Below are 14,544 nucleotides of genomic sequence, written 5' to 3'. Positions count from 1 at the left end.
TCGCTGAGCGCTGCATGACGCTCGTTTAAAACATTTCCAAACGCTGAAAACCAGAAGAGGCCGCCCATCGGGCGGCCTCTTCTGGCATATCCTTATGCGACCATTTTTATTTGATCAATTCCGCAGAAACGTATGCGCCGTTTTCAACGCGCGCGCTGGTGATTTTGTAACCGGCACCCGCCTGCTGAGCCTGAGCGGCGATTTTCGCTTCAGCGCCGTCAAGGGTAGAGGAGGTGGCAGTAATGCTCTGAGCAAAGCTACCGAATGACATCAGTGACAGAGCAGCAACGGCAGCAACAGACAGTGTTTTGATAGTTTTCATGGTCGTATTCCTTCATTTGTATGGTGAGGAGGTTGTTTGCCTCCGATGAATGAATAGTAACGCAAGTTACTATAAGTTGATTAACAATAAGTGCGGTAATCATGATCGTGCTAACTTTTCGATAAACAGATGATATGGGTCAGCCCTTGTTCAGTCAGTGAAAAAGGAGGAGTGGTTGTCGTCAGGAAAGGGTCAGGCGATGGACATGTCAGAAGATATGCGTGATACCGGGCGACAGGCGACAGGCGACAGGCGACAGGCGACAGGCGACAGGAAACAGGAAACAGGCGGCAGCGTTAAAGGATAATCACGCCGGACTGGAAGGTTTTTAGCCCGGCGATAAGACTTATTGCAGGTTTTGATACAGATCCCAGCGGTTGCCGTAGAGATCCTCAAACACTACTACGGTGCCGTACTCTTCCTGCCGGGGTTCTTCGCAGAAGTGGACGCCGGCCGCTTTCATCGCGTGGTAGTCGCGCCAGAAATCGTCCGTTTGCAGGAACAGGAATACTCGCCCGCCGCACTGGTTGCCGATAAACGTTTCCTGCCGGTCGTTAGAGGCACGAGCCAGCAGCAGATTACAGTCGCTTTCCGGGTTTGGTGTTACCACCACCCAGCGTTTGCCCGGCTGTGGCGTGTCTTCAACCAGCGTGAATCCGAGTTTGTTGGTGTAGTAATCAATTGCCCGATCGTAGTCGTCGACCACGATGGCGACGTATCCCATGCATCTTTTTTGCGTTCTCAAAACCTTATCCTTCCGTTTTTATGAACCTGCCAGGTTCTGGAATCTAACATACAAACGGAGTTTTCCCGGCAGAACACTTCACATATGCAGAAAAGTATTTCCCGATAAGCTCAGAAAGTAGATACGGCCCTGAAAAAGTAATATAAGTTGACTAAGAGTAATTGAAAATTTAGAAGGGTCGAGATCATGATCGGAAGAGCGATTGCAATAATAGTCACTTTCTCTTCAACATGTTTTGCCAGTCCGATATTAACGGATGCAGAACAGGTTAATGTAAAATTGAATGACGGCACTGTCGCCACGGTGAAAACCTGCGAAGACTTTATCTCTATTAGAGAAAAGGGTAAGGAGGTGGTAGATTATCCTAATCTTCCCGACCGCTTTGTACAGGACGTTGCTGATTCACTGGTAGACTGTTATTTACAGGAACATGCCAGTCGTAATAAATTTAAAAAAATTGATGAAAGTAAGGTTAATTTCAGTATCAAAGATATTGTTGAGCATTTTCCTGCATCAGAATCAGTTATTGTCAGTAAAGATGAAGAGGAAGAAATTAAGGTTAATGATAAAGGGAAATCCATTTCTGAAAGAGAGCAAGACTTGAATTTTATTAGTGAGAAACGCGCTGTTTCAGATAAAAATGACGACGGTTATTTTTTATCCAGACAGGTTTCTTTTGAAGATGGAAGTGGCAGGCGGATTAACTATATTACGTTGGTGAAGTATGTTATCGGAGGTACGTGGGCATCTGCTAATACGTATGAAATATTGTCAACGAATTCGACGATCTGGCAATTAAAAGAGATCACGGTCAACAGTCCATTATGAAGAATTGGGCGCATAGTGCGCCCTTAATCAATGACCCAGAGCTGCTTTGTTGAAATTTTCGGCCGTGTCATTGTTTCTTTCCTGGCTGATTCCTTCTCTGTGGCTCTCTTTTGCTGCAGTATTCCAATCTCCTCTGTTTACAGCCTCATTAAAATGAGGAAATTTATTTTTTAAATTTGATATTCCTATATTAAAACCCATGTCAATCAAACCTGTTTTAGCATTGTTTGTGAAGTTGTCATAGTTTTTATATAATCCTCGAAGCCCTGATTCAATTTTTTTTACATCATCAATGCATGCTTTGATCACTTCATCATTACTAAGGTGTATAGATGATGTATATTTCGGATTTTCGTGAACATTATTATACTCTTTTCTTATTTGGTCTGGGGTGGCGGACATTTCATTATCTGATGAAGAACCTTGAGCACCTGTTTTATGATAGGTGTATTTGAATGGCATATTTAATGCGTCTTCTATTTTACCCAATAACCTTCCAATTCCAACAGTAACGTTACCTTTTGTATCAGCATACATTTTGTTTCTAAACCCTTCATGGTTTTTTAAATTGTTAAGGCATTGGCTCATAAATGCGCCATCGTAGTCTTTGGTTGTGATAATTCGAATTAGTGTCTTTGGTCCTATGTTCGTATGATTATTGCCACCATTACCAGAGGCCATATGTGTGCCCGGGTCCGTATAACTATGAACTGTTCCGTATGGTGTATTATGATCGCCCCATCCAGGGCCTTTGTTTTCATTAATTCCAGCCATAAATACCTCTCATTGTTTTGCTTTAACAGGCGTTTTTTTAATGAGAGTTATATTTAATTTAAATTAACTTTTTCTGATTAATAAAAGATGCTAAATTAAATTAAGATTTTTATAAAAATAACATGTTTGTTTTTTATGAAAACCATACGAATAATTTTAAGAATAATAAAATGTAAGCTAATCAAATTTTTTATAACTAGCAGTTTGAAAATGAAAAAGAGGATAACAACAATGTGCCTTTTCATTTAGTCTGTAATGAGAGCCCGGGATAGAATGAAGAAGACTGAAGGAAGGCGGCCAGCCTATCACTAATGTTGGGTGGCCGACCGGGAGATAAATGAAACTTATATTATGAACTCAATTATTTTAAAAGCCCGGCAATAAACTCCGCCGCAAGCTGCGCACCGCGTGCCGAGATGGTATGCCCGGTCCCCGGCTCAAAGTCGCTGCGGGCGCTGATGCCCAGAACGCGCAGCGTCTCCGCCGCCACTTCGCTTTCCGCTACCGGGATCACGCCGTCGGCCATACCGTGGATCAGCAGTACCGGAGTATTGAGCGCCGGAGTCAACGGCTGCGGTGAAGCAAGGCGGCCGGAGAAGGCCACAATCCCGGCGACCGGCCAGCGGCCGGACACCAGCGTATCCAGCGCCATAATCGACCCCTGCGAGAAACCGACCAGCACCACCTTGTCGAGCTTATCGCTCATCTGATGCTGTTCAAGGATCGCCGTCAGCTCGCGGTCAAATGCTTCCCGCGCTGCAGCCACGCGCGCCGGGCGGTTAGCCGGCGTAATACCGGCCAGGCTGAACCACTGATAGCCCGCGCCGTGCTCAAAATGGAACGGCGCGTCAGGGCTGGCGAAACTCACGCCCGGCAGGCTCGGTGCCCAGTGGCGACCCAGCCCGGCCAGATCGTTGCCGTTGCTGCCCACGCCGTGCAGTAAAATAACCAGACCTGTCATGACATTTCTCCTGATGCAAATTACAAACCGTACGCGGTCATATCGGGACCGGCAGGCACAATTCCGTTCGGGTTCAGGCTCTTAATCGAGTAATAGCCCTGCTTAATATGGTCGATACTCACCGTTTCGCGAACGCCCGGCAGCGCCAGCATGCCCAGCAGGAAGCCGTTTAGCGCCGGGTAATCACGCAGCTGCCGCTGATTGCACTTAAAGATGCCGTGATAGGCCACGTCAAAGCGGATCAGGGTCACGAACAGGCGGATATCGGCCTCGGTCAGCGACTCGCCAAACAGCCACGGGCCGCGCTGGCTCAGGCGCATCTCCAGCGTATCCAGCATACCGAAAACGTCGTTAAAGGCTTCGCGGTAGCTGACCTCGGTCGTGGCAAACCCGGCGCGATACACGCCGTTGTTCAGCCGGGGATAGATTTCCGCGTTCAGAGCGTCGATCTCGTCCCGCAGCGCCAGCGGACAGAGGTCGATGCTGTCGCTCGCCAGGCTGCCGAAACCGCTGTTAAACATCCGCAGAATGTCGGCGGATTCGTTGCTGACGATGGTAGCGGTTTTTTTATCCCACAGCACCGGCACCGTTGCGCGGCCGGTAAAGCTGTCGTCGGCGCGGGTGTAAAGCTGATGCAGATACTCGGCGTGATTTAGCGTATCGCGGTCGGAACCCGGATAGTCGCCGAAGCGCCAGCCTTCATCGGTCAGCTTCGGCTCCACCACCGAGACGCTGACCACATCCTGCAGACCTTTCAGGCTACGGGCGATCAGCGTGCGTGATGCCCACGGACAGATCAGCGCCACGTACAGGTGATAGCGATCCGCTTCGGCGGCAAACCCGCCGTCACCGGTGGGGCCGGGTGCACCATCGGGCGTCACCCAGTGGCGGAAGCTGGAGATCTGGCGAACGAAGCCGCCTTTCTCATCGGTGGCCTGCACCGGGTGCCAGTCCGCCGTCCATTTACCGTTTACCAGCATAGCAACTTCCTTAACGCAGACGTGAAGAAGGCAGGGAGGCTTTCAGCGCGTACTTACCGTCACCGATCAGCGCCAGTACCACCAGGCTGATGGCCCAGAATACCGGATATTCCCAGCCACCGTTCGGGTTAGTGAACCAGAATCCTGCCGGACCGTGTACGGTGAAAATCGCACCGAGCAGCACCGGGATCAGCACAATTGCAGCGATGCGCGGGCGGTAGCCGACGATCAGCGCCACCGCACCGAGAATTTCCCAGACGATAGTCACGTAGGCCAGGCCGCCGGGCAGACCCAGCGAGGCGAAGAATTTTGCGGTGCCTGCGGGCGTAAAGACAAACAGTTTCAGACCGGCGTGGGCGAGGAACAGGATGCCGAGAGAAAGACGCAGAATGAGCGCGGCCCAGGGAGCGGTGCGGGTATCAGTCATGTTATTTACCTTATTCAGTGTGCCATAGGGGAGTCGATGAAAAGCACTCTACACTGATTCCCTGACGCTGATTATCCCGTCAGAAACGCAAACATTACTTCCATTTTGGAAGTAATTACCAGCCGCGATCCCATTCCGGCTCACCGGCGTAGTGGCTGACCAGGAAGTCGATCAGCGCCCGGACCTTATGCGCCAGATGGCGCGCCGGGGGATACACCGCGTACAGCCCGAGCGGCGGGATTTCGCTGTGGCGCAGCAGGGGGCGGATGGTGCCCGCCCGCAGCGCCGGGCCTGCGATGAAGGTCGGCAGCCGGGCAATGCCCAGCCCGCTTAGCGCCGCCGTCAGGCTGGCTTCGGCGTTGGAAAAATGCAGCCTGCCGCGCACCGGCAGGGTAACCGCTTCGCCGTCAACGCTGAACGGCCAGTTGAACGGATCGCGGAAGTTGGTATCGATAATGCAGCTATGATCGACTAACTGCTGATAATGAGTTGGCGTGCCGTGCTCGCTCAGGTACTCATCGCTGGCGGCAATCACCACCCGCATATCGCTAAGGTGGCGGGCGATCAGGCGGCTGTCGCTCAGCCTGCCGATGCGGATCGCCACGTCAAAGCCTTCATCCACGATGTTGACCAGCCGATCGGAGAAGTTAACGTCCAGCTCGATTTCCGGGTATTCGCGGGCAAAGGCGATCAGCACCGGGGCCAGCTGGCTGGCACCAAAGGTAATTGGCGCGCTGAGCTTGATGCGCCCGGTTGGTTTCCCCGCAGCATGGCGCACCGAGGCATCCAGCGCGTCCCACTCTTCTAGCAGATTTTTAATGCGGTCGAAGTAGGCGAGCCCGACTTCGGTCGGCGACAGGGCGCGGGTGCTGCGCTTGAGCAGCTGCACGCCCAGCTCGCTTTCCAGCCTGGCGACCAGCTTGGACGCCTGCCCGCTGCTGGTGCCCAGCCGCGCGGCCGCCGCCGCGAAGCTGCCCAGTTCCATTACCGCTACAAACATCCGATCGCAGTCCAGACGTTCCACATGCTTTTCCTGATTCCGAGGGGCAGAAATGCCTGCGGATAGAGTTTTCCGGGCCGCAGGCGCTGGCGTTATTAAAGCAGCCTTTGCGGTCGTTGTGCATCCAGGAATCTGTATTTCACCGCCCGGTCGCCGCGCCGGTGGATTATTTACGATACAAAGGCACTGACTGACGCCTGACGATCGGCCTGATGCACTAAGCTTCAGGGTTCCGTTGGTCAACTGAGCCTGTCTTATGTTTTATCACCGTGTTGAAAGGATGATCGATACCTTCAGGGAAGCCCGGGGCACCACGCCGCCCGACAGCGTGTGGCCTTTCTATCTGTTCTATCTGCGCCAGGTGTGGCCGGTCTTTGCGCTGCTGCTGGTAATTGGCCTGATTGCGTCCTTGATCGAAGTTTCGCTGTTTCGCTATCTCAGCCGGATTATCGATCTGGTGAACAGTACCCCGGCCGCCAGCTTCTTCCAGGATCACTACGGCGAGCTGATGTGGATGGCGGCGGTCGCGCTGCTGCTGCGCCCACTGTTTATCGGCCTGCACGACCTGCTGGTGCACCAGACCATTAACCCCGGCATGACCAATATGATCCGCTGGCAGCATCATAACTACGTGCTGCGCCAGAGCCTGAACTTTTTCCAGAACGACTTTGCCGGGCGCATCGCCCAGCGCATTATGCAGACCGGCAGCGCGCTGCGCGATTCTGCTGTGCAGATGGTCGACGCGCTGTGGCACGTGGTGATCTACGCGGTGACCACGCTGGTGCTGTTCGCCGAAGCCGACTGGCGGCTGACCATTCCGCTGATCCTGTGGATTATCGGTTACGTGCTGTGCCTGAAGTATTTTGTGCCGAGGATTAAAGCGCGTTCGGTGGCCTCCTCGGATTCGCGCTCGCGGCTGATGGGCTTTATCGTGGATGGCTACACCAATATCGCTACCCTCAAGCTGTTTGCCCACGGCGATCTGGAGCGCCGCTACGCGCGGGAAGCGCTGGACGATCAGACGCAGAAAACCCGCAGCCAGGGGCGAATGGTGACCGGGATGGATGTGGTGGTCACCACGCTTAACGGCCTGCTGATTGTCAGCACCACCGGGCTGTCGCTGTGGCTGTGGGGCCAGTCGCTGATCAGCGTCGGCGCGATCGCGCTGGCCACCGGGCTGGTGATCCGCATCGTGAATATGTCCGGCTGGATCATGTGGGTGGTGAACGGCATCTTCGAAAACATCGGCATGGTGCAGGACGGCCTGAAAACCATCTCCCAGCCGCTGAGCGTCAGTGATAAACCCGATGCGGCGGCGCTGGATGTCAGTCGTGGCGAGATCCATTTCGACGGCATTACCTTTAACTACGGCGGCGAGCGGCGGGTGATTGACGGCCTGCAGCTGGACATTCGTCCCGGCGAGAAAATTGGCCTGATTGGCCCGTCGGGTGCCGGGAAATCGACGCTGGTTAACCTGCTGCTGCGGCTCTACGACCTTAACGGCGGGCGGATTCTGATCGACGGGCAGAACATTGCCGACGTCAGCCAGGAGAGCCTGCGCGCGCAGATTGGGATGATCACTCAGGATACCTCGCTGCTGCACCGCTCCATCCGCGAAAACCTGCTGTATGGCCGCCCCGGCGCCAGCGAAGAGGAGATGCTGCAGGCGATCCACCGGGCGAAGGCCGATGAGTTTATTCCGCTACTGTCGGATCTCCAGGGCCGCACCGGACTGGATGCACACGTCGGCGAACGCGGCGTGAAGCTTTCCGGCGGTCAGCGCCAGCGTATCGCCATCGCCCGCGTGCTGCTGAAGGATGCGCCGATCCTGATTATGGATGAGGCCACCTCGGCGCTGGATTCCGAAGTGGAAGCGGCGATTCAGGAGAGCCTGGAAGGGCTGATGGGCGGCAAAACGGTGATTGCCATCGCCCACCGCCTGTCAACCATCGCCCGCATGGACCGGCTGGTGGTGCTGGAGCAGGGTCGCATTGTTGAGATCGGCAGCCACGCCGAGCTGCTGGCGAAGGACGGCCTGTATGCGCGGCTGTGGCGGCATCAGACCGGCGGCTTCGTCGGCGAACAGTAGCGTTATCCGGCGTTAAGCCGGTACGGCAGCGCGTCGCGGGCTTCCTCAGCCCAGGCGCGCACGCCGTCGCGCTCCTGCTGCAGAAAATCCGCCACGGCGTCGTGCAGGCCGCCGTGGCGCAGCAGGTGCCAGGATTCGGTCAGCACCGGTTCAAAACCGCGTATCAGCTTGTGCTCCCCCTGCGCCCCGGCGTCAAAGCGCTGTAGTCCGTTATCGATCGCATATTCCATCCCCTGATAGAAACAGGTTTCAAAATGCAGGTGGTTAAACTCCGCCAGGCAGCCCCAGTAGCGGCCGTAGAAGGTACTGCCGTCGACCAGGCTTAGCGCCATCGCCACCGGCTGGCGATGCTGGCTGGCGATGGTGATGCGCAGCGCTTCCGGCATGCGCTCTGCCAGCAGGCTGAAGAACGCGCGGGTGAGATAGGGCTGACGGCCGCGAACGAAGTAGGTGTTGGCGTAGCAGGCGTAGACAAAATCCCACTGCGCTTCGCTCAGTTCGTGCCCCTGATACCAGCAAAACTCAATGCCCTGCTGGCGTACGCCTTCGCGCTCCTTGCGCAGCTGTTTACGCTTGCGCGAGGTCAGCACGTCGAGAAAATCCTGAAAATCGCGGTAGCCGCGATTGTGCCAGTGATACTGGCAGCCGAGGCGCGGCAGCCAGCGGCCGTCCTCCGCCAGCCGATCGCCGAGCGCAGCGTCGTTAAAATTGATATGCCCGTTGTAAAAACCCTGGGTGGCGAGAAATTCCGGCACCGCCTGTAGCAGCCGGTCGGCTGCCTGCGCTTCGCCCAGCAGCCGCGCGCCGCCCACCGGGCTGAACGGCACCGCCGACAGCCACTTGGGATACCAGGAAATGCCCGCCCGCTGGCTGGCATCCGCCCAGGCGTGATCGAAGACGTATTCACCCATGGAGTGCCGTTTACCGTAGCCCGGCATTGCCGCCAGCACGCGGTCACCCTCGCGCCACAGCACATGCTGCGGCTGCCAGCCGCTGCGCCCGCCGACCGAGCCGCTCTCTTCCAGCGCGCTGAGGAAAGCGTGGCGCACAAAGGGCTGGTCGTTGGGGGCCAGGGCATCCCACTGACTGGCCGGGATATCGGCCAGCTGCGTCAGAAGGCTTAACGACATCGATACACTCCACGATAAAGAAAAACCTTACGTTGAACGCTTTCGCGACGGAGATCAACGCCTTCCGCCCGGGTGGCACACGCGGATAAATGCAGCAGGATACGGATTGGGGTAATACGCATTCTCATTATCATTTGCCTTTGCTATTCTTGCTGCCCTTATGTGCGGCACGCGCGCACGGCTTTCGGTTAACAAGGTGGATCTATGGCTGCTCAGAGTTATCGCTTATTCAATGTCGTACTGGCGCGCAAGCAGGTACTGTCTCCTTCGATGCTGTGCTGCGTGTTTAGCGGTGAGGAAGTGCGCCAGATGAAGATGGATGCGCCGGACCAGCGCATCAAGCTGCTGCTGCCACCGCCAAGCGGCAAGCACTTTGAGCCGGTCGATAACGGCCTGACGTGGTGGGAGAACATGGGCAAGCTGGCGGTGGAAGATCGCCCGATCATGCGCACCTATACCATTCGCCACGTTAACGCCGACGCCGAGGTGCCGGAGATGGAAGTGGAATTCGTGATGCACGGCACCGAAGGCCCGGCATCGGCCTGGGCGCTGGACGCGCAGCCGGGCGACGCGATGCAAATCGCCGCGCCGAACCGCGAATACGGTCAGGACAGCGGCGGCTACGAATGGAATCCGCACGAGCAGGTGAAGCAGGGGCTGGTGGTGGCCGATGAAACCGCGCTACCGGCGGCGAAGGCGATTCTTGAGCAGCTCTCCAGCTGGCAGAACCCGCCGCAGCTACAGGTGTTCCTGGAAGTGCCCGAGCGCGGCGACTGCGTCGATCTCAGCCAGTACGCCTTTGCCGATATTCACTGGCTGCCGCGTGACGCCAGCGGAGCCAGCTACGGTGAAGCATTGCTGAGCGCGGTGCGCGAGCACGTGCGCCTGCCGGACAGTGCGCTGGCGCGGGAAGATCTGCGCGAAGAGGCCGAAGGGCAGCTGGTGTGGGACCGCGCCGACCACGACGACGTGCGCTTCCACGGCTGGGTGGCGGCTGAATCGAGCGCGGTGAAGCATCTGCGCCGCTACCTGATCGGCGAGCGCGGTCTGGCCCAGGACTGCATCAGCTTTATGGCCTACTGGAGCCGTGGCCCGCGCCGCAAAGGCTGATTGCCGGGTCAGTTCTCCATCAGTACCGGGCAGGCTTCTTTCAGCGTGTTATAGAACCAGGTCTTGGCGGTGATGTCGCCGATCTCGGTATGGCCGTAGAGATAAACCTCCAGATTCGGCAGCTGGAACGGCAGTTCGACGATGCGCCCGTTGCCGCGCGCGGCATAGATTTTCGCCGCGCTGAGCGGAATGGTCACCAGCAGTTCGCTGCTGGCGATAATCTCGCCCAGCGCGGTAAAGTGCGGCACCTCCAGCGCGATGCGCCGCTCAAAGCCATACTCCTTAATTTGCGCCTCCACCATATGATGCCCGCTGATGGTCGACACGATAATGTGCTGCTCGGCCAGATAGTCATGCAGCGTCAGCTCGCCGCCGATGCGCGGATGCTGGTTATTCACCAGGCAGACGTAGCGCTCATCCATAATTCTGTCGCGCTGGGCAATCGGTGAAATGCTCTCGTTGCGGCTGCACAGCGTGGCATCCACCTTCCCGGTCAATAGCCATTCATCAATGCGCATCATCTCGATCGGCAGTACTTCCAGCTGCACATTCGGCGCCAGCTCTCGCAGATGTTTAACCAGCCTTGGCAGCAGCAGCTGCTCGCCGAGGTCGGAGAGCGCGAGGCTAAATTTGTGAAAAGATGTTTCCGGAGAGAAGCTGCGGGTATCCGCCACGGCGGTTTCAATCCCGCTGAGTGACTGCTTAAAAACCTTATACAGATGGCTGGCAACCGGCGTCGGCAGCATCCCTTTTCGGCTGCGTTTAAACAGCTCGTTATCCGTCGCAGACCGCAGCCGGGCTAGCGCATAGCTAGCAGAAGGCTGCGTGATGAACAGCCGATCGGCAGCACCGCTGACGCTGCGGGTTTCATAAATGGCGATGAAAACCCGAACCAGATTAAGATCCATCATAGGGTTATATAGTTCCTGTCTATATCAGCAGATTCAAATTATCTATTTGAGCTATTTTAAACTTGCTAATAACATCCTTTCTACTTTTTATTGATATGTTCCGTTAATTTTTGCATATCACCTGTTTCATTATATAAATCAAAAAGATAATTCCATCGTAAAAATGAATGGCAGAAGCAGATGCGGGTAATTCGCTGCCGTTGTGGAGTGTGTAGAAATGAAAAATGAAATCGTAGACGTCATCGTAGACTGGATTGATGAACATCTGGAAGAAGGGCTGAATATCGAAGCCGTTGCGGCCAAATCAGGCTACTCCAAGTGGCATTTACAGCGCGCGTTCAAAGAGAAAAAAGGCATTACGCTGGCGAGTTTTATCCGCAGCCGCCGCCTGGATCAGGCCGCACAGTGCCTGATTAATTCCACCAAAAGCATTATGACCATTTCGATGGATCTGGGCTTCTCTTCCCAGCAGTGCTTCCAGCGGGTGTTTAAAAAGCACTTCAACGTCACTCCGCGCGACTACCGCGTGCAGTATCGCCAGTATCACTAACGCCTTTCGCCACCCGGTGGCCAGCTGCCTTCGCTGCGGGATCGCTTTCCCGCAACGTAAAGTCGTTTAAATTGTTCCGAATCCGGCCTCCGGTGCCTGCTAAAGTTCATCGACCATCAGTTATACTGTGCGCCGTGTTGAACTCTGAACTGGATGCTATGGAACGTTTCGTTGAAAATCTGATTTACACCTCGCGTTGGCTGTTGGCTCCAATCTACCTTGGGCTGTCGCTGGGATTGCTGGCGCTGGGCATTAAGTTTTTCCAGGAAGTCTTCCACCTGCTGCCGCACGTGATCGAGATGACCGAAAACGACATGGTGCTGATGCTGCTGTCGATGATCGACATGACCCTGGTCGGTGGGCTGCTGGTGATGGTGATGCTCTCCGGCTATGAAAACTTCGTCTCCAAGCTGGATCTGGACGAGCACCGTGAAAAGCTCAGCTGGCTCGGTAAAATGGACTCCGGCTCGTTGAAGAACAAAGTCGCGGCGTCGATCGTGGCGATCTCTTCGATCCACCTGCTGCGGATCTTTATGGACGCGCGCAACGTACCCGACAACAAGCTGCTGTGGTACGTGATTATTCACCTGACCTTCGTGCTGTCCGCCTTTGTGATGGGCTACCTCGACAGCATGTCGCGCAAAGATAAAGACAAAACCTTAATCTGATTTTCTCAGACTCTCGCCGGTAGCACTGCGCTACCGGCGAAACTCATCCACGCTGATCGCGTACTTCTTCAGTTTGTTATACAGCCCGGCGCGCGACAGCCCCATCTGCTGTGCGGCCTGCCGCAGATTACCGTTGAGCGAATTCAGCGTGGCAATAATATGCACCCGCTCATTTTCATCCAGCCGCACGGCGTGGGTGGCGGTGCCCCGTGAAACCGCCAATTCCGGCTGTGAGCGGCCTGCCTGGATCACCTCTTCCGGTAGATCGGCGGCGTCAATATGCAGCCCGTTATGGGTATTGATCACCCGCTCGACGATGTTTTCCAGCTCGCGCACGTTGCCCGGCCACGGATACTGGCACAGCGCCTCAATCGCCCGTGGCGTAAACTGCACGTTCACCTTTTTCAGCTGGGTGCAGACCTTTTCCCGGAACCATTCGGTGAGTGCCGGAATATCGCTGCTGCGCTCGCGCAGTGCCGGAATGGGGATCGAGATGACGTTCAGCCGGTAGTACAGGTCGCGGCGAAACGCGCCGGTTTCCACCGCTTTCAGCAGATTGCAGTTGGTCGCGGCGATAATCCGCACGTTCACCTTCACCGCCTGCGACGCGCCGATGCGCACCACTTCACTCTCCTGCAATACGCGCAGCAGGCTGGTTTGCGCCTCCAGCGGCATATCGCCAATCTCATCAAGGAATAACGTGCCGCCGTCGGCCAGCTCAAATTTCCCCGCCGCCCCGCCGCGCCGCGATCCGGTAAACGCGCCGTCGGCGTAGCCAAACAGCTCGCTCTGCACCAGATCGCGCGGCAGCGCGCCGCAGTTCACGGCGATAAACGCTTCGCCGCTGCGCAGGCTTTCATTGTGGATCGCCTGGGCAAACAGCTCTTTGCCGGTGCCGCTCTCGCCGGTCAGCAGTACCGTACTGTCACTGCGGCAGCAGCTGCGCGCTTTTTCCATCGCCGCCATCAGCGTGGGTGCGCTGCCGCACAGCATGTCGAAGGTATAGCTGGCGTTAACGCCCATCACCCGGCGAGTAATGGCGCGAATACGCTGGTTTTCCCGCAGGGCGATAATCTTGCCGCCGGTCGGCGCGGGCATCACCGACACCAGGCAGGAGACGTGCTGATTTTCTGACGGTACAAACACCACTTCGCGGTCGTTGCAGAAGGTCATGGTCGCCAGCCGCGCGTTTTGCGGATTCAGCACCGCATCCACCTGATGGCCGGTGCGGGCGAAGCCGTGGAAGATCTGCCGCGCGTAGCGGTTGATGGTTTTGATCGTCCCGCTGCGATCCAGCACGATCACCCCTTCATTCAATGTTTCCAGGATCGACTTCTGCTCCGCCAGCAGGGCGCGCAGGATCAGCTGCTGGCCCACCGCTTCCGCCGCCGCCTGCACGGTACCGAGGGTGTGATAGTGGAAGTTATCCTGGGTGGCGGTCAGCGTCAGTACGCCAATCATCCGCCCTTCGGCATCGCGGATTGGCGCGGCGGCACAGGGATAGTGGCGGCTGCGCAGGGCAAACTTCCAGTTTTCACCGCTGAGCAGATAGACCACCCGCTGCTGCTTCAGGCAGCGCGCGGTGCAGTTGGTCCCCATCTCGGATTCACGCAGGATACTGCCCACCGGGGTGATATCCAGCCCGCAGTAGGAGAGGGTGATGCCGTTGGCGTCGGTGAGATTGATATGGCCGTCGGGATTATAGGCCAGCAGATTTTCCATAATCCCTCTCGCCACCTCAATCAGCACGGCGTTATCCGCCAGAATCTGCTTCACCTCTTCCTGCGGTGGGAAGGTGTAGGCAAAAAAAGCCGGATCGATACCGGCATCGCGGCTGTATTTCCACGAGTTCAGAATGTCGGGGCGCACGAAATCCGGCTCTTTACCGGCATCAAAATCACGGCGTGCCTGCTCAAGCAGCGCATCCCAGCGCCGGGCTTCCTGGCTGTTTTCCGGCAGGCTCAGCTTACCGTCGCACTCTGCGCCAATGGCTGCCCTCAGAACGGGTTGATGATTCATGCTCTTCCCTCCGCTAATCGAGTGTCCATT

Annotated in this window: 15 protein-coding genes; 5 read left to right on the top strand and 10 right to left on the bottom strand. The window is 56.2% G+C overall.

Annotated features, from left to right (window positions below; genetic code table 11):
- Window positions 1-106: 106 nt before the first annotated feature.
- A complete protein-coding gene (locus tag JOE09_RS22455) occupies window positions 107-322 on the bottom strand; it encodes a YdgH/BhsA/McbA-like domain containing protein (protein ID WP_105593585.1) in 216 nt (71 codons plus the stop codon).
- Between the two features lie 346 nt (window positions 323-668).
- Window positions 669-1,067, bottom strand: a complete 399-nt coding sequence (locus JOE09_RS22450) for a VOC family protein (protein WP_123334354.1) — start codon at window positions 1,065-1,067, stop codon at window positions 669-671.
- Between the two features lie 186 nt (window positions 1,068-1,253).
- On the opposite strand from JOE09_RS22450, the gene JOE09_RS22445 reads away from it, so the two are divergent.
- Window positions 1,254-1,895, top strand: coding sequence for a hypothetical protein (locus JOE09_RS22445; protein ID WP_205067390.1), 642 nt, complete (start codon window positions 1,254-1,256; stop codon window positions 1,893-1,895).
- 27 nt (window positions 1,896-1,922) lie between these two features.
- Here JOE09_RS22445 and JOE09_RS22440 read toward each other — a convergent pair whose 3' ends face one another.
- From JOE09_RS22440 to JOE09_RS22420, 5 genes are all read right to left on the bottom strand, one after another.
- Window positions 1,923-2,669, bottom strand: coding sequence for a glycoside hydrolase family protein (locus JOE09_RS22440; protein WP_239553258.1), 747 nt, complete (start codon window positions 2,667-2,669; stop codon window positions 1,923-1,925).
- A gap of 361 nt (window positions 2,670-3,030) precedes the next feature.
- A complete protein-coding gene (locus tag JOE09_RS22435; RefSeq protein WP_205067389.1) occupies window positions 3,031-3,630 on the bottom strand; it encodes an alpha/beta hydrolase in 600 nt (199 codons plus the stop codon).
- Window positions 3,631-3,650: 20 nt separating this feature from the next.
- Window positions 3,651-4,610 (bottom strand): glutathione S-transferase family protein, encoded by a 960-nt coding sequence (locus JOE09_RS22430; RefSeq protein WP_105593582.1) that lies wholly within the window; start codon window positions 4,608-4,610, stop codon window positions 3,651-3,653.
- A 10-nt stretch (window positions 4,611-4,620) separates the two neighbouring features.
- On the bottom strand, window positions 4,621-5,037 hold the full coding sequence (locus tag JOE09_RS22425) for a DoxX family protein (protein ID WP_123334348.1): 417 nt from the start codon (window positions 5,035-5,037) through the stop codon (window positions 4,621-4,623).
- A 115-nt stretch (window positions 5,038-5,152) separates the two neighbouring features.
- A complete protein-coding gene (locus JOE09_RS22420; protein ID WP_205067388.1) occupies window positions 5,153-6,061 on the bottom strand; it encodes a LysR substrate-binding domain-containing protein in 909 nt (302 codons plus the stop codon).
- Window positions 6,062-6,293: 232 nt separating this feature from the next.
- On the opposite strand from JOE09_RS22420, the gene JOE09_RS22415 reads away from it, so the two are divergent.
- Entirely contained in the window at window positions 6,294-8,126 is a 1,833-nt protein-coding gene (locus JOE09_RS22415; RefSeq protein WP_205067387.1) for an ABC transporter ATP-binding protein, read from the top strand.
- Between the two features lie 2 nt (window positions 8,127-8,128).
- On the opposite strand, the gene JOE09_RS22410 is transcribed toward JOE09_RS22415, so the two are convergent.
- Window positions 8,129-9,256 (bottom strand): GNAT family N-acetyltransferase, encoded by a 1,128-nt coding sequence (locus tag JOE09_RS22410; protein WP_205067386.1) that lies wholly within the window; start codon window positions 9,254-9,256, stop codon window positions 8,129-8,131.
- Window positions 9,257-9,460: 204 nt separating this feature from the next.
- Between JOE09_RS22410 and JOE09_RS22405 the strand changes: the two genes are divergently transcribed.
- Window positions 9,461-10,366, top strand: coding sequence for a siderophore-interacting protein (locus JOE09_RS22405; protein ID WP_205067385.1), 906 nt, complete (start codon window positions 9,461-9,463; stop codon window positions 10,364-10,366).
- An 8-nt stretch (window positions 10,367-10,374) separates the two neighbouring features.
- On the opposite strand, the gene JOE09_RS22400 is transcribed toward JOE09_RS22405, so the two are convergent.
- On the bottom strand, window positions 10,375-11,277 hold the full coding sequence (locus tag JOE09_RS22400; protein WP_105593576.1) for a LysR family transcriptional regulator: 903 nt from the start codon (window positions 11,275-11,277) through the stop codon (window positions 10,375-10,377).
- 217 nt (window positions 11,278-11,494) lie between these two features.
- On the opposite strand from JOE09_RS22400, the gene JOE09_RS22395 reads away from it, so the two are divergent.
- Both JOE09_RS22395 and JOE09_RS22390 read left to right on the top strand, forming a co-directional pair.
- On the top strand, window positions 11,495-11,827 hold the full coding sequence (locus JOE09_RS22395) for a helix-turn-helix domain-containing protein (RefSeq protein ID WP_200563158.1): 333 nt from the start codon (window positions 11,495-11,497) through the stop codon (window positions 11,825-11,827).
- 158 nt (window positions 11,828-11,985) lie between these two features.
- Window positions 11,986-12,495, top strand: a complete 510-nt coding sequence (locus JOE09_RS22390; RefSeq protein ID WP_105593574.1) for a TIGR00645 family protein — start codon at window positions 11,986-11,988, stop codon at window positions 12,493-12,495.
- 30 nt (window positions 12,496-12,525) lie between these two features.
- On the opposite strand, the gene JOE09_RS22385 is transcribed toward JOE09_RS22390, so the two are convergent.
- A complete protein-coding gene (locus tag JOE09_RS22385) occupies window positions 12,526-14,514 on the bottom strand; it encodes a sigma-54-dependent Fis family transcriptional regulator (protein WP_205067384.1) in 1,989 nt (662 codons plus the stop codon).
- Window positions 14,515-14,544 lie beyond the last annotated feature (30 nt).

Origin of the sequence: Pantoea coffeiphila, from assembly GCF_016909495.1 — a bacterium.
GTDB classification, from domain to species: Bacteria; Pseudomonadota; Gammaproteobacteria; order Enterobacterales; family Enterobacteriaceae; genus Erwinia; species Erwinia coffeiphila.
Note: the sequence above shows the minus strand (reverse complement) of the source record. Positions and strands in the feature narration are given on the sequence as shown.